This window comes from Luteimonas sp. FCS-9, assembly GCF_001014645.1.
Classification (GTDB): Bacteria; Pseudomonadota; Gammaproteobacteria; order Xanthomonadales; family Xanthomonadaceae; genus Luteimonas.
The window spans coordinates 1-17812 of the sequence record NZ_LASZ01000032.1 but is presented as its reverse complement, the minus strand read 5'-3'; the positions used below and the strand labels follow the sequence as shown (position 1 = coordinate 17812).

At 73.3% G+C, this 17812-nt stretch carries 20 protein-coding genes; 12 read left to right on the top strand and 8 right to left on the bottom strand.

Features of this window, described 5'->3' with window-relative positions; translation table 11 throughout:
* Window positions 1-4: 4 nt before the first annotated feature.
* Both lolB and WQ56_RS16895 read right to left on the bottom strand, forming a co-directional pair.
* On the bottom strand, window positions 5-673 hold the full coding sequence (gene lolB / locus WQ56_RS16900; protein ID WP_047138315.1) for a lipoprotein insertase outer membrane protein LolB: 669 nt from the start codon (window positions 671-673) through the stop codon (window positions 5-7).
* A complete protein-coding gene (locus WQ56_RS16895) occupies window positions 670-2367 on the bottom strand; it encodes a tetratricopeptide repeat protein (protein WP_047138314.1) in 1698 nt (565 codons plus the stop codon). The genes lolB and WQ56_RS16895 overlap by 4 nt, the downstream gene beginning before the upstream one ends.
* Before the next feature lie 93 nt (window positions 2368-2460).
* On the opposite strand from WQ56_RS16895, the gene hemA reads away from it, so the two are divergent.
* From hemA to moaB, 4 genes are all read left to right on the top strand, one after another.
* Window positions 2461-3759: a glutamyl-tRNA reductase gene (gene hemA / locus WQ56_RS16890; RefSeq protein WP_047138313.1), complete on the top strand. Its 1299-nt coding sequence runs from the start codon at window positions 2461-2463 to the stop codon at window positions 3757-3759.
* Entirely contained in the window at window positions 3737-4819 is a 1083-nt protein-coding gene (prfA, locus tag WQ56_RS16885; RefSeq protein ID WP_047138312.1) for a peptide chain release factor 1, read from the top strand. Before hemA ends, prfA begins: the two co-directional genes overlap by 23 nt.
* 46 nt (window positions 4820-4865) lie before the next feature.
* A complete protein-coding gene (locus tag WQ56_RS16880) occupies window positions 4866-5282 on the top strand; it encodes a hypothetical protein (protein WP_047138311.1) in 417 nt (138 codons plus the stop codon).
* 588 nt (window positions 5283-5870) lie between these two features.
* Window positions 5871-6389 carry a molybdenum cofactor biosynthesis protein B gene (moaB, locus tag WQ56_RS16875; RefSeq protein WP_047138310.1) on the top strand — a complete coding sequence of 173 codons (519 nt, stop codon included), beginning with the start codon at window positions 5871-5873 and terminating at the stop codon, window positions 6387-6389.
* A 33-nt stretch (window positions 6390-6422) separates the two neighbouring features.
* Here moaB and hda read toward each other — a convergent pair whose 3' ends face one another.
* Genes hda through WQ56_RS16860 form a run of 3 tightly spaced genes read right to left on the bottom strand, consistent with a single transcriptional unit; the run spans window position 6423 to window position 9405 of the window.
* Window positions 6423-7127 carry a DnaA regulatory inactivator Hda gene (gene hda, locus WQ56_RS16870; protein ID WP_047138309.1) on the bottom strand — a complete coding sequence of 235 codons (705 nt, stop codon included), beginning with the start codon at window positions 7125-7127 and terminating at the stop codon, window positions 6423-6425.
* Window positions 7124-8299, bottom strand: coding sequence for an AI-2E family transporter (locus tag WQ56_RS16865; protein ID WP_047138308.1), 1176 nt, complete (start codon window positions 8297-8299; stop codon window positions 7124-7126). The genes hda and WQ56_RS16865 overlap by 4 nt, the downstream gene beginning before the upstream one ends.
* 20 nt (window positions 8300-8319) lie before the next feature.
* Window positions 8320-9405: a DUF2066 domain-containing protein gene (locus tag WQ56_RS16860; protein ID WP_156170609.1), complete on the bottom strand. Its 1086-nt coding sequence runs from the start codon at window positions 9403-9405 to the stop codon at window positions 8320-8322.
* A 148-nt stretch (window positions 9406-9553) separates the two neighbouring features.
* Between WQ56_RS16860 and purM the strand changes: the two genes are divergently transcribed.
* Genes purM through WQ56_RS16835 form a run of 5 tightly spaced genes read left to right on the top strand, consistent with a single transcriptional unit; the run spans window position 9554 to window position 13162 of the window.
* Window positions 9554-10597 carry a phosphoribosylformylglycinamidine cyclo-ligase gene (gene purM, locus WQ56_RS16855; RefSeq protein ID WP_231583452.1) on the top strand — a complete coding sequence of 348 codons (1044 nt, stop codon included), beginning with the start codon at window positions 9554-9556 and terminating at the stop codon, window positions 10595-10597.
* 9 nt (window positions 10598-10606) lie between these two features.
* Entirely contained in the window at window positions 10607-11065 is a 459-nt protein-coding gene (locus WQ56_RS16850; RefSeq protein ID WP_047138306.1) for a hypothetical protein, read from the top strand.
* Window positions 11062-11718 carry a phosphoribosylglycinamide formyltransferase gene (purN, locus tag WQ56_RS16845; protein ID WP_047138305.1) on the top strand — a complete coding sequence of 219 codons (657 nt, stop codon included), beginning with the start codon at window positions 11062-11064 and terminating at the stop codon, window positions 11716-11718. The genes WQ56_RS16850 and purN overlap by 4 nt, the downstream gene beginning before the upstream one ends.
* A 10-nt stretch (window positions 11719-11728) precedes the next feature.
* Window positions 11729-12445, top strand: a complete 717-nt coding sequence (locus WQ56_RS16840; protein WP_052773076.1) for a DUF3108 domain-containing protein — start codon at window positions 11729-11731, stop codon at window positions 12443-12445.
* Entirely contained in the window at window positions 12446-13162 is a 717-nt protein-coding gene (locus WQ56_RS16835) for a DUF3108 domain-containing protein (RefSeq protein ID WP_047138304.1), read from the top strand.
* 364 nt (window positions 13163-13526) lie between these two features.
* Here WQ56_RS16835 and WQ56_RS16830 read toward each other — a convergent pair whose 3' ends face one another.
* From WQ56_RS16830 to WQ56_RS16820, 3 genes are read right to left on the bottom strand one after another with little or no spacing between them, the layout of a single operon-like run.
* Window positions 13527-13826, bottom strand: a complete 300-nt coding sequence (locus tag WQ56_RS16830) for a hypothetical protein (RefSeq protein ID WP_047138303.1) — start codon at window positions 13824-13826, stop codon at window positions 13527-13529.
* A 2-nt stretch (window positions 13827-13828) separates the two neighbouring features.
* On the bottom strand, window positions 13829-15088 hold the full coding sequence (gene murA, locus WQ56_RS16825; protein ID WP_047138302.1) for a UDP-N-acetylglucosamine 1-carboxyvinyltransferase: 1260 nt from the start codon (window positions 15086-15088) through the stop codon (window positions 13829-13831).
* A complete protein-coding gene (locus tag WQ56_RS16820) occupies window positions 15088-15336 on the bottom strand; it encodes a BolA/IbaG family iron-sulfur metabolism protein (protein ID WP_047138301.1) in 249 nt (82 codons plus the stop codon). Before WQ56_RS16820 ends, murA begins: the two co-directional genes overlap by 1 nt.
* Before the next feature lie 236 nt (window positions 15337-15572).
* On the opposite strand from WQ56_RS16820, the gene WQ56_RS16815 reads away from it, so the two are divergent.
* Genes WQ56_RS16815 through lptC form a run of 3 tightly spaced genes read left to right on the top strand, consistent with a single transcriptional unit; the run spans window position 15573 to window position 17658 of the window.
* Entirely contained in the window at window positions 15573-16511 is a 939-nt protein-coding gene (locus tag WQ56_RS16815) for a KpsF/GutQ family sugar-phosphate isomerase (RefSeq protein WP_231583453.1), read from the top strand.
* Window positions 16512-16546: 35 nt separating this feature from the next.
* A complete protein-coding gene (locus WQ56_RS16810) occupies window positions 16547-17098 on the top strand; it encodes an HAD family hydrolase (protein WP_047138299.1) in 552 nt (183 codons plus the stop codon).
* A complete protein-coding gene (lptC, locus tag WQ56_RS16805; RefSeq protein WP_047138298.1) occupies window positions 17095-17658 on the top strand; it encodes an LPS export ABC transporter periplasmic protein LptC in 564 nt (187 codons plus the stop codon). Before WQ56_RS16810 ends, lptC begins: the two co-directional genes overlap by 4 nt.
* The last annotated feature ends 154 nt before the right edge of the window (window positions 17659-17812 follow it).

Sequence of the window (17812 nt, the reverse complement as noted above, 5' to 3'; positions counted from 1 at the left end):
CCGGTCACGGCGCGGCGGGCGCGGTTTCGGGCAGTGTCCAGGCGTCGACCACCAGCCGCACCCGCGCGGTGCCGCGCTCGGCGTTGATGCGGGTCGGCAACGCCAGCGCGCCGGCCGTGTCGGGCTGCCAGTCCAGATAGTCGATGGTCCAACCGTCCTGCCGCAGGCGCGCCAGGCGCCCCGCGGCGTCGTAGTCGACCTCGGCCTCGCCCGACAGCGCGGCGTCGGCGCGCGTGCCGGCGGCCCAGGCCGCCATCGCCGCGACCGGGACCTCGAACCCGGTCGCCTCCCACAGCAACTGCCCCACGTCGGCGCCCTCGCGGGGGCCGTCGTCGAGGCCGTCGAGCCGCGCGCCCTCCGGCCCGCCCTCGAGCTGCCAGCTCTGGCGCGTGACCGGCGCGCCGAGCACGACCCGGTAGCGCGGGCCGGCCTGCTGCCATTCGATGCGGCCGCTGCCGCCGTCGCGGCCGTTGGACATCGCGACGCGTCCGGCGAATCCGAGCTCGGGGAGGCCGCGCACCGCGGCCTCGCGGGCGGCGAGCCGGGCGTCGGCGGCAGCCTGCGCGCCGGCGTCGAGCCGGGCGACCTGCGCCGGCGGCCGGACCGGCACGCTGGTGCAGGCCGACAACACGGCGACCAGCGCGAGCACCGGCATTCCCGTCCACCGCCTCATGCGCCGGTGACCTCCAGCGCGCGCAGCAACGACCGGTTCTCCGGGTCGATCGCGCGGGCCTCGTCGAAATACTTGCGCGCCTCGTCCTGGCGGCCCAGCGCCCACAGCACCTGGCCGATATGCGCGGCAACTTCGGCGTCCTTCATCATCGAATAGGCGCGGCGCAGTTCCACCAGCGCCTCGGCATGCCGGCCGAGCCGGTAGAGCACCCAGCCGTAGCTGTCGACGATCGCGGCATTGTCGGGCTCGGCCACGCGCGCGCGGTCGATCAGCTCCAGCGCCTCGGTGTAGCGGTTGGTGCGGTCGGCGAGCGTGTAGCCCAGCGCATTGAGCGCGGCGACGTTCTCCGGGTCGGCGACCAGGACGCGGCGCAGGTCGGCCTCGGCGCGCGGGATGTCGTCGCGGCGCTCCCACATCAGTGCGCGCGCGTAGAGCAGCGCCGGGTCGTCGGGCATCGCCGCCAGGCCGCGGTTGTAGGCGTCGAGCTCGGCCGGATCGTCGGCCGACTGGCGCAGCTCGGCCTCGAGCAGATAGGCGCTGCGGCGGAATTCGTCGTCGGCCGCGCCGTCGGACTGCAGCGCGCGCAGCCGGGACCAGGCCTCGTCGCGCCGGTCGAGCTCGTGCAGCACCCGGGCGCCGCGCAGCCGCGCCTGGAAGCGCTCGGCACCGCCGGGCACCGCCTCGTACCACTCCAGCGCCTCGTCGTACTGCTCCAGGTACTCGGCCATCTGGCCCAGCAGCAGCCGCTGCGCGGGATTGGGCGCCAGCGCCACGGCCTTGACCTCGTCGTACAGCGCCGCCAGCCGCGCCTTGTCCTGGGCCCGCGCCAGCAGCGAGGCCCGCAGCACATAGCTCCGGCCGTCCTGCGGCCCGGCGGCCAGCGTGGCCTCGGCGGCGTCGAGGTCGCCCATCGCCTCGTATTCGCCGGCGATCGCCAGGCGCAGGTCAGGCGCGGCCAGCGCGGCGTCGGCCATCGCCGCCAGCGCAGCGCGGGCCTCGTCGGTGCGCCCGGATTCGCGCAGCTGGCCGGCGCGCAGCAGTGCGACCCGCGGCTCGCCGGGGAACCGGGCGACGATGTTGTCGAGGATGCGCTCGGTCAGGTCGGGGCGGTCCAGTCGCTGGGCGAGCCCGCCGAACGCCATCCAGGCCTGCAGTTCGTCGGGAATCGCGCCGTCGGCGACGATCCGCTCGAGCAGCCGCGCGGCCTGCACCGGGTCGCGACCGCCACCCGAGAGCACCGTGAACGCGTGGCGCCAGCCGGTCGCGTCGCCGCTGCGCAGCAGGTCCTCGAGCTGGCGGCGCGCGGCGCGGTCGCGGCCGTTGCGCAGCGACAGCGTCGCCTCGGCGGCACGCATCGGCAGCGAGTCGGGGGCATTGCGCCGCCACAGGTCCAGCGCCTGGCCGGCGCGGCGGTCGTCGCCGGCCAGCAGCGCAATGCGGGTCGCGCGCTCGGCCAAGCCCGCGTCGCCGTCCGAATGGCGGGCCGCGTCCAGGTACCAGTCGGCCGCTTCGTCCAGCCGCCCGGCCTGGACCGCGAATTCGCCGGCCAGCGTGGCGCCCAGGACGTCGCTGCTGAGCGGATCGGCGGCGGCGTCGGCCGGGCGCTGCGCCTGCGCCGCGCAGGCGATGCCGAGCAGCGGCACCAGCAGGGCCGCGCGCAGCCGCGCGACCGGGACGGAATCGAAAACGGGCATCTGGGGCAACCGGGCCGTAAAATGGGCGCTTCACCGGAAGCTTATCGCAAGCGCCTGAACGGGATGAGGCATCCCTGGAGGGCCCGCCAGCCCATGAGTCTGTACGCCCTCGGCATCAACCACCAGACCGCGCCGGTCGCCCTGCGCGAGCGCGTCGCGTTCTCCGGGGACGCGCTGCAGACAGCGCTGGCCGAACTCAAATCGCTGCCCCCGGTGCGCGAGGTCGCGCTGCTGTCGACCTGCAACCGCACCGAACTCTATGCGGTGGCCGACGACGACGGCAGCGCGCTGGCGCACTGGCTGGCCGCCCATCCCGACCAGGACGGCGGCACCAGTGGCGGCTCGCTCGACGCCTATCTCTACCGCCACCGCGACGACGATGCGGTCCGCCACCTGTTTCGGGTCGCGACGGGGCTGGACTCGCTGGTGCTCGGCGAGCCGCAGATCCTGGGCCAGGTCAAGCAGGCCTGGGCCACCGCGCGCAGCGCCGGCACGCTCGGCGGCGAGCTCGACCGCGTGTTCCAGCACGCGTTCGTGACCGCCAAGCGTGCGCGCAGCGAGACCCGGATCGGCAACAGCCCGGTCTCGGTCGCATCGCTCGCCGTGCGGCTGGCGCAGGAGTCGTTCGCGCGGCCGTCGGATTCGGCGGTGCTGCTGGTCGGTGCCGGCGAGACCATCGAGCTGGCGGCCCGGCACCTGGCGCAGGCCAAGGTCAAGCGGCTGCTGGTCGCCAACCGCACCTACGCCCACGCCCAGGAACTGGCCGCGCGGCACGGCGGCATCGCGCTGCCGCTCGACGAGATCGACCGCCACCTGTTCCTGGCCGACATCGTGTTCTCGGCGACCGCCAGCCGCGAGCCGGTGCTGACCCGGCCGCAGGTCGCCGCCGCGCTGGCCGCGCGCAAGCACCGCCCGATGCTGCTGATGGACCTGGCGGTGCCGCGCGACATCGCGCCCGACGTCGCCGACCTGCGCGACGTGTTCCTGTACACCGTCGACGACCTCGAACGCACGCTCGACGACAACCGGCGCAGCCGGCGCGAGGCCGCCGGCGATGCCGAGGCGATCATCGACCTGCAGGTCAGCCGCTACGGCGAGACGCGGGCGGCGAGCGCCCGGCTGGCGCCGGTCAAGCGGCTGCGCGCGCATGGCGATGCGATCCGCAGCGAGTCGCTGGCGCGCGCCCGCCAGCAACTGGCCGCCGGCCAACCGCCCGAGGCGGTGCTCGAACTGCTCGCCCACACGCTGACCAACCGGCTGCTGCACCTGCCCACCGCCGCCCTGCGCGAGGCCGCGCTGCGCGGCGACGATGCGCTGGCCGACAGCCTCGACCGGCTGCTGCCGCCCGCCCCCGCCCGGACCGATGCCGATGCTGCCGACCCTGCGCGTTAAGCTCGAGGCCCTGGCCGAGCGCCGCGACGAGGTCGAACGCCTGCTCTCCGATCCGGCCACGGTCGCCGACCAGGGTCGCTACCGCGCGCTGTCGCGCGAGTTCGCGCAGCTCGAGCCGCTGTCGGCGGCGCTGGCGAAGGAGCGGGCCACCCACGCCGACCTTGCCGCCGCGCGCACGATGCTCGACGACGCCGACATGCGCGAGCTCGCCGAGGAGGAGATCGCCGCGGCGACCGCGCGGCTCGAGGCGCTGGAGGCCGAACTGCTGGCGCTGCTGGTCCCACGCGACGCCCGCGACGAGGGCGGCCTGTACCTGGAAATCCGCGCCGGCACCGGCGGCGACGAGGCCGCGATCTTCGCCGGCGACCTGTTCCGGATGTATCAGCGCTTCGCCGAACGCAACGGCTGGCGGGTCGAGGTGGAATCGGCCAGCCCGGGCGAGCACGGCGGCTTCCGCGAGATCGTCGCCAGCGTCGACGGCGCCGGCGCCTACGCGCGGCTGAAGTTCGAGTCGGGCACCCACCGCGTGCAGCGCGTGCCCGAGACCGAATCGCAGGGGCGCATCCACACCTCGGCCGCGACCGTGGCGATCATCCCGATCGAGGACGAGGCCGCCGACATCGTGCTCAGCCCGGCCGACCTGAAGGTCGACACCTTCCGCTCCTCGGGCGCCGGCGGCCAGCACGTCAACAAGACCGACTCGGCGATCCGCATCACCCACGTGCCGACCGGCACCGTGGTCGAGTCGCAGACCGAGCGCAGCCAGCACGCCAACCGCGACAAGGCGATGAAGCGCCTGCGCGCGATGCTGGCCGAGGCCGAGGCCGAGCGCCGCGCGGCCGCGACGGCGCAGATCCGCCGGCTGCAGGTCGGCAGCGGCGACCGCAGCCAGCGCATCCGCACCTACAACTATCCCCAGGGCCGGATCACCGACCACCGCGTCGAGGGCCTCACGCTCTACGACCTTCCCAACGTGCTCGAAGGCCAGCTCGAACCGCTCGTCGACCGGCTGTCGCAGGAACACCAGGCCGACGCGCTGGCGCAACTGACCGCGCAATGACGGCGCGTCACGCCCCGTGCGTGTCGCGGATGCGGATGGGAGCCCCGTGATCGGCCCGATGCTGGGCGAGCTGCTGCGCGGCCTGATCGGCGGGCTCTGCGGGCCTCCGATCTTCTGGCTGGCCTGGCCCGGCATGCTGCTGTGGACGCGTTGGTCGCTGGCGCGCTTCGGGTCCGGCGGCCTGATGACCGTACTGGGATTGGCCGAGATCGTCGCGCTCGGCATGCTGGTCGTGGGCGGCGGCGCCGCGATCTCCGACCTGGTCGCCAACCGGCTCGGCGTCCCGACGCTGGCCTACGACGCCACTCACCTGACCGCGCGCCGCCACTGGTCGGCGGACGTCGTGCTCTACGGCATCGGCATGCTCGTCGGCATGGGCGCGATGACCGGACTCGCGTGCTCGCCGCCGTTCCGCCGCTCGCGCCTCGCCTGGCAGGCGCTGGTGGCCCGACTCGAACCCTGACGAACGGACCGGCCGCGGGACCGTGCGCCAAGCCCGTGCCCCCACCCGACGCGTGCGGGGGAGGTGCGCTCGACGCCTCGGGCAGCGTGGACGGTTGCCCGACCTCTCCCCGCGCGCGGGGGAGGTGTGTTGCGCCCCCGCACCGGTCGAGCAGATCTGATCCGCCACGGCGTTGCGTGCCGCCACATGCGGGATCGTGTCCGGAACCACGGCGACCCACATGCCGGCGCATCGACCGCACCGGATCCTGTCGTCAACCTGCCCTCTTTCGCCCTCTTCCCGCGTCCCGGCGCTCTTCGTTCCGCCACGGGGCAGCTTCCAGTGCCCGCCGGGTGCCGGGCCGACCAAGCGGATATCGGGCCGCGACTCGGCACGGTACCCGGCGGGCACACGCGCATCACCTCTGCGCTCTGCGCCGTGCGCTCCTCGTTTCGGCAAGCGCGGCGTCCTAGCGCCCGCCGGGTGTCGGACCGGCCAGGCGGACGTCAGGCCGCGACGCGGCACGGTCCCGGCGTGCCCGTCGCGCAGCGACAATCCGCCGCGCCCGGCCGCCGCCGGGCGGGTGCATGCCGGTGGTAATCTGGCCGCATGAGCGCACTGAACGAACGTATCCCGCTGTCCATCTGCGTGCTGACGGTGTCCGACACCCGCACGTCCGCCAACGACACCTCCGGCGACTACCTCGCCGACGCCCTGCGCGCCGAGGGCCACCGCGTCGCCGAGCGCGCCCTGCTGCCCGACGACCGCTACGCCATGCGCGCGCTGGTCTCGAAATGGATCGCCGATCCCGACGTCGATGGCGTCCTGGTCACCGGCGGCACCGGCTTCACCGGCCGCGACTCGACGCCCGAGGCGCTGCTGCCGCTGCTCGACAAGCAGATGCCCGGCTTTGGCGAACTGTTCCGCGCGGTGTCGTTCGAGGAGATCGGCACCTCGTCGCTGCAGTCGCGCGCATTCGCCGGCCTGGCGAACGCAACCTTCGTCTTCGGCCTGCCCGGTTCGACCTCGGCATGCACGACCGCCTGGGAGCGGATCATCCGCCACCAGCTCGACTCGACCACCAAGCCCTGCAACCTGGCCACGATCCGCCCCCGCCTGAAGGAATGACGCCGCACCGGCGCCATTCCGGTCCGGCCGAGACTACGACGCCTCGGCCAGCACCTGGCGCACGAACGGCACGGTGAGACGACGCTGCGAGGCCAGCGAGGCGTGGTCGAGCCGGTCGAGCAGCGCGGTCAGCGCCGGCAGGTCGCGGTCGACCCGGCGCAGCAGCCAGTCGATCGTCGCCGCATCCACCTGCAGGCCGCGCCGCTCGGCGCGCAGGCGCAGCAACGCGTGCCGGCCATCGTCGTCGAGCGGGGCCAGCGCGATGTGCACGCTCTGGGCCAGGCGCGAGCGCAGGTCGGGCAACGTCAGCGCCAGCGCTTCGGGCGCCTGGTCGGCGGTATAGAACACGCTGCGGCCGGCATCGTGCAGCCGGTTGTGCAGGTCGAACAGCGCGACCTCGTCGTCGCGATCGCCCGCGATCGCCTCCAGGCCGTCGACCGCGACCAGGTCGTGCCCCTGCAGCGACTCGGCGGCCGCGCGCACCCGCCCGGCCAGGCTGCGCAGCGGCAGGTAGACCGCGCGGCGTCCCAGGTGCTCGGCCTCGGCGCACAGTGCGATCGCCAGGTGAGTCTTGCCGGTGCCCGACGGACCGGCGACGTACAGCGCGCGCCGCGCCCCCGCCAGCGCGAAGTCGCGTAGCTGCGGCAGCAGCGCCGGATCGTCGGCGACGAACGTCTCCAGCCGCTGGTCCGGCGGGTAGCGCAGCGCCAGCGGCAGTTGCGGCGACGGCGCGCTCATCGCGTCGGATCGACCGGCTCGTCGTTGCGGCCGTCGGGCACGACGATCGTGCGGCCCGACAGCGCGATCTCCGGCTTGTCGCCCGCGTACAGCCTGCTGTGGGTGTAGCGCTCGTGCGCGTAGCGCAGCAGCACGTTGGCCACCGCCGCCATCGGCAGCGCCAGCAGCATGCCCAGGAAGCCGAACAGCTGACCGCCGGCCAGCACCGCGAAGATCACCGCGGCCGGGTGCAGGCCGATCCGGTCGCCGACCAGGCGCGGGGTCAGCACGTAGCTCTCGACCAGCTGGCCGATCGTGAACACCACGCCGATCAGGATCAGCAACGTCCAGTCGAAGCCCTGGACCTGGACGATCGCGGCGATCAACGCCATCGCGATGCCGACCGTCGCGCCCAGGTACGGGATGAAGCTGATCAGGCCCGCGATCATGCCGATCAGCAGGCCCAGCCGCAGGCCGACCAGCGACATGCCGACCGCGTAGATCGCGCCCTGCCCGAGCATCACCAGGAATTGCCCGCGCAGGAAGCCGCCGAGCGATTCGCTGGTCTCGCGGGCGAGGCGGGTCGCGGTGGCGATGTGGTCGCGCGGCACCAGCGACGCGCAGCGCTCGACCAGCAGGTCCCAGTCGCGCATGAAGTAGAACGTCAGGATCGGCACCAGCACCAGGTTGATGACCACCGCCAGCAGCGCGAAGCCCGAGCGCGACAGATACCCCAGCACCGCCGCGGCGATGCCGCCGGCCTGCTGCCAGTGCTCGCGGATCAGCTGGATCAGCCGGTCGGTGTCGAGCCAGGCCACGACCTCGTAGCCGGTGCGCTGCTCGATCCACGGCAGCGCGGTTCCGATGATCCAGTCGCGGTAGGCCGGCAGGCTGTCGACGAGGGTGACGATCTGCCGCTCGATCATCGGCACCAGGATGATCAGCACCAGTGCCAGCAGCAGCGTCATCAACGCGAAGACCAGCGAGACGGCGAGCGTACGCGAGTGGCCGCGGCGCTCGGGGCGGTCGACCAGCGGGTCGCCGAGCCAGCCCAGCAGCGCGGCGAGCACGAACGGCGTGAGCACCGGCCCGAGCTGTCCGATCACCCAGGCCACGGCGACCAGCACCAGGCCCCACTGCAGCCGCCGGAGGAAACGCGCGATGTCGGCGTTCGCGGGATCGTGCTCGGTCATGGCGGGCGGTCCTGGCGCGGTCAGCGCAGGTGGAAGACGGGGGTGACGCCCTCGAGATTGCCGTCGGCCTCGACCAGCACGTTCTCGTCGGCCATGCGGCGGAATCCGCTCAGTCCGGTCAGCAGGTCGAGCTGGACCTCCAGTCCGCGCGGCGTCGCGCGCACCGGCCGGATCGCGCGGACCACCGACATGCGCTGCAGCTGCGCCGACAGGCGCACGAAGTCGGCGCTGCTGTTGATGCCGGTGAACAGGATCGCCTGGGTCGACGGCGCGCCGGCCGGGCTGGCCTTGGCGTAGCGGCGGGTCAGCGCGTCGGCAGCGCCGTCGGCGCCGGTCGGCAGGATCCGCCGCGCATCGTCGCCGCTCTCGCTCCAGCGCGAGAGCACGCGGCCGCCGTCGACGAAGATCCAGTCGGCCTTCCAGCCGCTGCCGTCGCGGTAGAGCTTGCCGACCAATTGCATCGGCGGGTTGTAGCGCGCCGAGATGCGCGCGATCGCCGCGGTGTCCCCGCGCCAGATCGCGCCGACCGCGGCCTGCTCGGCGGCGCTGCCGCCCGGCAGGCCGAGCCGGTAGCCGCGCTCGATCGCGCGCTGCAGCACCGGCCGGGCCACGTTGTTCTGCTGCAGGCCGACCAGACGCGGGCCGGAGCCGTCGTCGATCGCCAGCCACAGCACCGGCTTGGGCCGCGGGTCGGGCCAGACCGGCAGGCCGAGCGCGGCGGCCACGCCGTCGACGTCCTCGGGGCGGAAGCGCACGACCAGCGTCGTGGTGAAGGTCGGCGAGCCGCGCGAGGACACGCCCTCGTCCTGGCGGTAGTCGTAGCCCTCGACGTACTGCTCGGCGCGGCGCAGCTCCTGCGCCACGCCCGGACGCTGGGCGACGCCGCGGTCGCCAGACAGCTTGCCCAGCACCTGGGCGAGCGCGCGCGAGAAGCCGGCGGTGCGCTCGCCTTCGCCCTGGCTGCGCACCGGGATCTCGGACGAGTACAGCCCGGTGCCTTCAGCGCGGTCGCCTTCCACGCGCTGCGCCGCGGCATTGCCGGCGGCCAGCAGCAGCGCGGCGAGCAGCCACGCGATCATTCCCAACGAGCGCTTCGGGCGGTGCATCCGGTTGATCCTGGGTCGGGGGGACATCGACGCGGGATGGTGCCACAAACCGCGCGACCGGTCCGTGGCGACGCGTCCCCGCCGGCACCGCGAGCGGCCCGGCGCGGCTGCTAGAATCCCCGGTCCTCCCCGCTTCGCGACGGCCGCCGTGACCGCCCCAACCCCCCTGACCTACCGCGATGCCGGCGTCGACATCGACGCGGGCAACGCACTCGTCGAACGCATCAAGCCGCTGGTCAAGCGCAGCTTCCGGCCCGAGGTCATGGGCGGCCTGGGCGGATTCGGCGCCCTGTTCGACCTGTCGGGCAAATACCGCGAGCCGGTACTGGTCTCGGGTACCGACGGCGTGGGCACCAAGCTCAAGCTTGCCCAGCAGTTGGGCCGCCACGACACCATCGGCATCGACCTGGTGGCGATGTGCGTCAACGACGTGCTGGTGCAGGGCGCCGAGCCGCTGTTCTTCCTCGACTACTTCGCCACCGGCAAGCTCGACATCGACACCACGGCCGCGGTCATCGGCGGCATCGCCCGCGGCTGCGAGCTGTCGGGCTGCGCGCTGATCGGCGGCGAGACCGCGGAGATGCCGGACATGTACGCGATCGGCGAGTACGACCTGGCCGGCTTCACCGTCGGTGCGGTGGAGAAGGCGGAGCTGCGCGACGGCGGCAAGGTGCAGGCCGGCGACGTGCTGATCGGCATCGCCTCCAGCGGTCCGCATTCGAACGGCTATTCGCTGATCCGGCGCATCTTCGAGCGCGCCGGGCGGCCGGCCGACGTCGAGGTCGGCGGCGTGCCGCTGGTCGATGCGCTGATGGCGCCGACCACGCTGTACGTCAAGCCGGTGCTCGAGCTGCTGCGCGGGCCGCTCGGCCCGCAGCTGCACGCGATGGCCCACGTCACCGGCGGCGGCCTGACCGAGAACATCGTCCGCGTGGTTCCCGACGGCCTGGGCCTGACCATCGACGCGTCGTCGTGGCCGCTGCCGCCGGTGTTCGAGTGGCTGCAGCGCGAAGGCGCGGTGGCCGACCACGAGATGTGGCGCACCTTCAACTGCGGCATCGGCTTCGTGCTGGTGGTGCCGCCCGGGGCGGCCGCCGCGTTCGGCGAGGCGCTCGACGCGCTGGCGCTCGCGCACTGGACGATCGGCGAGGTCGTCGCGCACGGCGACGGCGAGCGCGTGCGCATCGGCTGAGCCGGCCGCGTGCGCGTGGACCTCGACAGCACGCCCTACGCCCCGCCCCGGGCGGCGGGCCCGGCCGCGCCGGCGCCGACGTCGGCGCAGCTCGACGCGCAGCTGCGCACGCTCTCGATTCTGTACCACGTCCTCGGCGCGCTGTCGCTGGCCGGCAGCCTGCCGCTGGTGGCGCTGCTGGTGTTCGGTGTCGGCAACGAGGCCGCCGACGACTTCGCCGACCCGGCCGGAATGGGCATGATCGCGATGGTCGGCGTCCTGGTGCTGGCTGCGCTGGCCGGCGGTGCGCTGTGCATCCGCGCGGGCCTGGACCTGGCGCGCCGGCGTCGCCACGGGCTGTGCGTGGCGGTCGCCGGGCTCGCCTGCCTCAACATCCCGCTCGGCACCGCGCTCGGCGTCTACGCGCTGAACGTGCTCTCGCGCCCGGACGTGCGCGCCGCGTTCGCCGCCCCCGGACCGGCGCGGTGACGCTGCGCATCGCGGTGCTCGCCTCGGGCCGGGGCAGCAACCTGCAGGCGATCCTCGACGCGGTCGCCGCCGGCACGCTCGACGCGATGGTCGCCGGCGTGTGGTCGGACCGCGGCGATGCCGGCGCACTGTTCCGCGCGCGCGACGCCGGCCTGCCGGCGCAGCTCGTGCGCCCGCGCGACCACGCCGACCGCCGTGCGCACGACGCCGCGCTGTTCGCCTCGATCGACGCCGCGGCCCCCGACCTGATCGTATGCGCCGGCTACATGCGCCTGATCTGCGCCGAGGCCGTCGAACCGCGCCAGGGCCGCATGATCAACATCCACCCGTCGCTGCTGCCGGCGTTCAAGGGCCTGCATACCCACCGCCAGGCGCTCGAGGCCGGCGTGGACGAACATGGCGCGAGCGTGCACTTCGTGACCGCCGACCTCGACGGCGGGCCGGTGATCGCCCAGGCGCGGGTGCCGGTGCGCGCGGGCGACGACGAGACCGCGCTCGCCCAGCGGGTGCTGGCGCGCGAGCATCCGCTGCTGCTCGAGACCCTGCGCTGGATCGCGGCCGGACGGGTCCGGCTGGAGGCCGGCACGGTACGGGTCGACGGCCGGACCGGGGCGGCGCCGCTTCAGCTGGCAGCCAACCAGCGCTTCGCATGATGGCCGCCGGATGCGCCTTTTCCTCGCCCTCGTCGCCGGCCTGCTGATCGCCTGGGTGCCCGCCGGGCGGGCGGCGACGCTGCAGCCGTTCGTCGCCACCTACGAGGCCTGGTACCAGGGCCGCCACGCCGGTGCGGCGACGATGCGTCTGCAGCCCGAGGGGGCGCGCTGGCGGATCGACCTGGGGATCCGCGGCAACCGCGGCTTCGCCGGCATCCTGGGGCTCAACGTCGAGCAGGGCACCACGTTCGACCTCGTCGGCGAGACCTTCCGCCCGCTGGCCCAGCACACCCTGCGCAAGGCCGCGGTGCTGTTCAACCGCCGCACCGAAGGCGTCTACGACTGGTCGCGCGGCGTGGCGACCTGGACCGGCGACGTCAGCAAGCGCCGTCGCGCGCCGGTGCCGCTGCAGCCGGGCGACATGAGCGCGCTGCTGATCAACCTGGCGATCGTCCGCGACGCCGCGCCCGGTGCCGCACTGCAGTACCGATTCGTCGATGGCGGCCGCGTCCGCGACCACGCCTACCTTGCCGCCGGCGAGCCGGAGACTGTTCAGGTCGCGGACGTCAGCTATTCCGCGCTGCGGGTTTCACGGACCAACGGCGGCAATGACGAGATGATCGTGTGGATCGCCGACGGCGTTCCCACGCCCGTGCGCATCCTGCAACGCGAAGACGGCGAGGACGCAGTCGACCTGCGTCTCGTCGAATACCAAGGAGTCCCCTAGATGCCCCAGCCGACCCGTCGTCCCCGTCTGCTCGCCGCCTGTGGCGCCGCCCTGCTGTCGCTCGCCGCGCTGCCGGCGCTCGCGCTCGAGCCGTTCACCGCGACCTACCAGGCCAACTTCATGGGCATGCGGGCCCAAGCCAACATGAAGCTGGCCCGCGAGAGCGGCGATCGCTGGAAGTACGGGCTGGAGGTCGCCGGCGCCGGGGCGCGGCTCGAGCAGAGCACGGTGTTCGAGGCCAACGGCGAGCAGTGGCGCCCGGTCAGCAGCACCGACTCGCAGCGCGGCGAATCGGGCCTGGCGGCGATGCTGGTCAAGCGCCGCAACGTCAACGCGACCTACGACTGGAACGCCGGCGAGGCGCGCTGGACGGGCGACGTCAAGGACGACCAGGGTGGCCCGGTGAAGCTGCAGGCCGGCGACCTCGACGGCATGCTGATGAACCTGGTGCTGGTGCGCGACGTGCAGGCGGGCCGGTCGCCGCTGCGCTACCGCCTGGTCGAGGACGGACGCAGCAAGCGCCAGGTCTTCGAGCGCCAGGGCACCGAGTCGGTGACAGTCGGCGACCGGACGCTGCAGGCGACGAAGGTGGTCCGCACCGACGGACGCCGCCAGATCGTGGCCTGGATTGTCGACGACCTGCCGGTGCCGGCGCGGCTGCTGCAGCGCCGCGACGGCAAGGACCACATCGACATGCGCCTGCAGTCGGTGAACTGAGCGCCGCTGGCGACCGAATGAAAAGGGCCCCGCATCGCGGGGCCTTTTTCTAGACGCTTGGTTAAAGCCAGCGGAACCTTTGCTTTTGCTACGCACTGAGGCTGACAGTGCGCGACTTCCTCCAGCCGGCGACTCTGCGTCCACTCGAAGTCGGGTTGCAAACGTCTATGGCAGCGGACTGACGGCCGGTGGCCGCGTCGAGCGCGCCATGGATGGTGCGCGCCCGAGTCAAGGCAGGATGCCTTGCCGAGGGGGGAGCGGCTTCCGGCTGGCAGGCCGCTGCCGATCCGAAGCGGACGACCCATTCCTGCCCCTGGCAGCGAGACCTTTCCCTTCTTCGGAGGCGAAGACCGGCGTCGCGCACCTACGGCGCGGCGGGCGTGGTCCGGCACTCGACGCGGATCGACTCGCCCGAGCCGCGGCGGCGGTAGTCGACGCAGCTGCGGTTGCCGTCGGTCGTGCGCACCGCGACGATCGTGAAGAAGCCCTGCAGCACCTCGCCGCGGGTCAGTTCGCCGTCCTCGTTCCAGTCCATGTCCTTGAACTCGATGCCGCTGAGCGCCGCCGCGCCGGTATAGCGCATCCAGCCCAGCGCCAGCAGCACCACGGCGAGCGTGGCGAACAGCGCGACCCGCCGGCTCGACATCCGTCCGCGGAAGGCCATCGTCAGCGGACCCGGCGGATGTTCGCCCCGAGCCCGCCGAGCTTGCGCTCGATGTGCTCGTAGCCGCGGTCGAGGTGGTAGATGCGGTCGATCGTGGTGTCGCCGTCGGCGACCAGGCCGGCCAGGATCAGCGAGGCCGACGCGCGCAGGTCGGTCGCCATCACCGGCGCGCCGCTCAGGCGCGGCACGCCGGTGACCGACGCCCGCGGTCCGTCGATGTCGATCTCCGCGCCCAGGCGCATCAGCTCGTTGACGTGCATGAAGCGGTTCTCGAAGATCGTCTCGTCGATCGTGCCGCGGCCTTCCGCGATGCAGTTGAGCGCCATGAACTGCGCCTGCATGTCGGTCGGGAAGCCGGGATGCGGCGCGGTGACGATGTCGACCGCGCGCGGCCGCCGGCCCTGCATGTCCACGGTGATGCGGTCGTTCTCGACGGTCACCTCCGCGCCGGCCTGGCGCAGCTTGTCGAGCACCGCGACGAGCGTGTCGGGGCGCGCGGCGGTCGCGGTCACCCGGCCGCCGGTCATCGCCGCGGCAACGAGGAAGGTCCCGGTCTCGATGCGGTCGGCGACGACCGCGTGGCGCGCACCGTGCAGCGCCTGCACGCCGCGGACCTCGATGCGCGAGGTGCCCGCGCCGCGGATCTCGGCGCCCATCGCGACCAGGCACTGCGCCAGGTCGACGATTTCCGGCTCGCGCGCGGCGTTGTCGATCACCGTGTCGCCATCGGCCAGCGTCGCGGCCATCAGCACGTTCTCGGTGGCGCCGACGCTGATCGTCTCGAACGCGACGTGGCCGCCGCGCAGGCGCTCCGCACGGGCGCGGATGAAGCCGTGCTCGACGGTGATCGTCGCGCCCAGCGCCTCGAGCGCCTTGATGTGCAGGTCCACTGGCCGGGCGCCGATCGCACAGCCGCCCGGCAACGCCACCTCGGCCGCGCCGAAGCGCGCGAGCAGCGGGCCGAGCACCAGCACCGAGGCGCGCATCGTGCGCACCAGTTCGTACGGCGCGACGTGGCTGTGCACGCTCCGCGGGTCGACGATCACGCGCGCGCCGTCGACGTCGTGCTCGACCCCGGCGCCCAGGCCGGCGAGCAGCTTGGCGGTGGTCAGCACGTCGTGCAGGTGCGGCACGTTGCCGATCTCGACCGGCGCGTCGGCCAGCAGCGTCGCGCACAGGATCGGCAGCACGGCGTTCTTGGCGCCGGAGATGCGGACCTCGCCCCGCAGCGTCGCGCCGCCGGACACGATGATGCTGTCCATCAGCCCTGCCCCGTCTGCCGCGCGTGCTCGTCGGGGGTCAGTGTGCGCAGCGCCAGCGCGTGGATCTCGCCGCCCATGCGCGCGCCGAGCGTGGCGTACACCATGCGGTGGCGGGCCAGCGGCAGCTTGCCGGCGAATGCCGGCGAGACGACCAGCGCCTCGAAGTGGACGCCGTCCGCGCCCTCGACGTGCACCTGGGCCTCGGGCATGCCCTGCTGGATGAGTGCGGTGATGGTCCGGGTATCCAAGTCTTCGATCCTGTGGGCGCCGCCGCACGGGGGCCCTGGCGCCGCCTGCGTGAAGCGGGGATGAGCCGTCTTCGACGCCGCCGACGGTCGCGGGGCATTCACGCCGGGAAGCGCATAAAATGAACCGCTTAGCCTAACGGAAAAGACCCTTGCCGGATACGCTCGACGACGCGGCCCAGGCCGCCTCCGCCCCCCCTGCCCCGCGCGCGGCGGCGTTCGCCGACAGTGGGCGGCAGGTGTTCGACGTGGAGGTCCAGGGCCTGCACGCGGTCGCCGCCCGCCTCGACGGCGCGTTCGCGCAGGCCTGCGCGCGGATCCTCGAGTGCCGGGGCCGGGTCGTGTGCACCGGCATGGGCAAGTCGGGCCACGTCGCGCGCAAGATCGCCGCCACGCTGGCCTCGACCGGCACCCCGGCGTTCTACGTGCACCCGGGCGAGGCCGGTCATGGCGACCTGGGCATGATCACCGACGCCGACATCGTGCTGGCGCTGTCGTACTCGGGCGAGTCGGACGAGATCCTGATGCTGCTGCCAGTGCTCAAGCGCCAGGGCAACGGCCTGATCGCGATGACCGGCCGGCCGGCGTCGACGCTGGCCACGGCCGCCGACATCCACCTCGACATCAGCGTGCCGGCCGAGGCCTGCCCGCTGGCGCTGGCGCCGACCAGCAGCACGACCGCGTCGCTGGTCATGGGCGATGCGCTGGCCGTGGCGCTGCTGGAGGCGCGCGGCTTCACCGCCGACGACTTCGCCCGTTCCCACCCGGCCGGCGCGCTCGGCCGCCGCCTGCTGCTGCACATCCGCGACGTCATGCACGGCGGCGACGAGGTCCCCGCCGTGCGCGCGGACGCCTCGCTGGCCGACGCGCTGATGGAGATGAGCCGCAAGCGGCTGGGCATGACCGTGGTCGTCGACGAGGCGCGGCGACTGATCGGCCTGTACACCGACGGCGACCTGCGGCGCACGCTCACCGACCCCGGCATCGACGTGCGCGATGCGCGCATCGCCGACGTCATGACCCGCGACCCGATCGCGATCGATGCCGACGCGCTGGCCGTCGAGGCCGCGCGGCTGATGGAGACGCGCAAGATCACGATGCTGCCGGTGCTCGACGCCGACCGCCGGGTCGTGGGCGCCCTCAACATTCAGGACCTGTTGCGCGCCCGCGTGGTGTAACCGCACTCTTCTCGTTCATGGACCGATCGCCCGCGATGCCCGACGCCCTCTTCGACCACGTGCCGCCCGACGTGCTCGCGCGCGCTGCGCGCGTGCGGCTGGCCTGCTTCGACGTCGACGGCACGCTGACCGACGGCGGGCTCGGCTTCGACAGCGACGGCCGCGAGATCAAGACCTTCCACGTCCACGACGGCCAGGGCCTGGTGCTGCTGCGCAAGGCCGGCATCGCCGTGGCGATGGTCACCGCGCGCCCGGGCGGCATCGTCGAGCGGCGCGCGGCCGACCTGGGCGTGCAGGCGCACGTGCACGTCGCCGACAAGCGCGAACGGGTCGCGGCGCTGTGCGCCGAACTCGGTCTCGACGGCGACGAGGTCGCGTTCATGGGCGACGACCTCGCCGACGTCGGTGCCATGCGTGCCGCGGGCCTGGCCGTCGTGCCGGCCGACGCCAACGCCTGCGCGGTCGCCGCCGCCCACTGGCGCACCCGCGCGGCCGGCGGCCGCGGCGCGGGCCGCGAGTTGTGCGATCTGATCCTGCACGCGCAGGGCCGGCTGGCGACGATCCACGCCGACGGACGGGTGTCGTGAACTGGCGCCTGGGACTCACGCTGCTGCTGCTCGCCGGCGCGCTGGTGTCGGGCTGGTCGGCCTGGCGCCAGAAGGACACGCTCGCGGTCGAGGGCCCCGCCGACGACCGCACCGACTACCTGCTGCGCGACTTCGACCTCGTCGCGCTCGACAGCGACGGCCGCGAGGCGTTCGCGGTGCAGGCGCCGGAGCTGCAGCAGACTCCCGGTGCGCGCACGCTGGAGCTGACGACGCCGGTGTTCAACATCCCCGCCGAGTCCGGCGGCCACTGGCAGGTACGTTCGAAGACCGGCTGGGTGTCGGACGACAACGAGCAGGTCCGGCTGCGCGGCGCCGTCACCGCGACCAGCCCCGACGGCGCGCCGCGGCCCACGACGATGCGCACCGAGGCGCTCGACGTGTTCCCGCAGCGCAACCAGGCCGCTTCCGACGCGCACGTGGACGTGGTCCAGCCCGGTTCTACAATGCAGGGCACCGGCATGCGCGCCGATCTCGAGTCGGGGCGGATCGAACTCCTTTCCCAGGTCAAATTCCGCAATGAACCCAATTCCCGCCGCTAGCCTGCTCCTCGTCCTGGCGCTCGCGCCCGGCGCCGTCCTGGCCAAGGCCTCCGACCGCAACCAGACGCTGTCGGTCGATGCCGGCGGCAGCGACTGCTCGGTCAGCAACGAGCAGTTGCCGTGCCTGTTCACCAACGGCGTAACGATCAGCCAG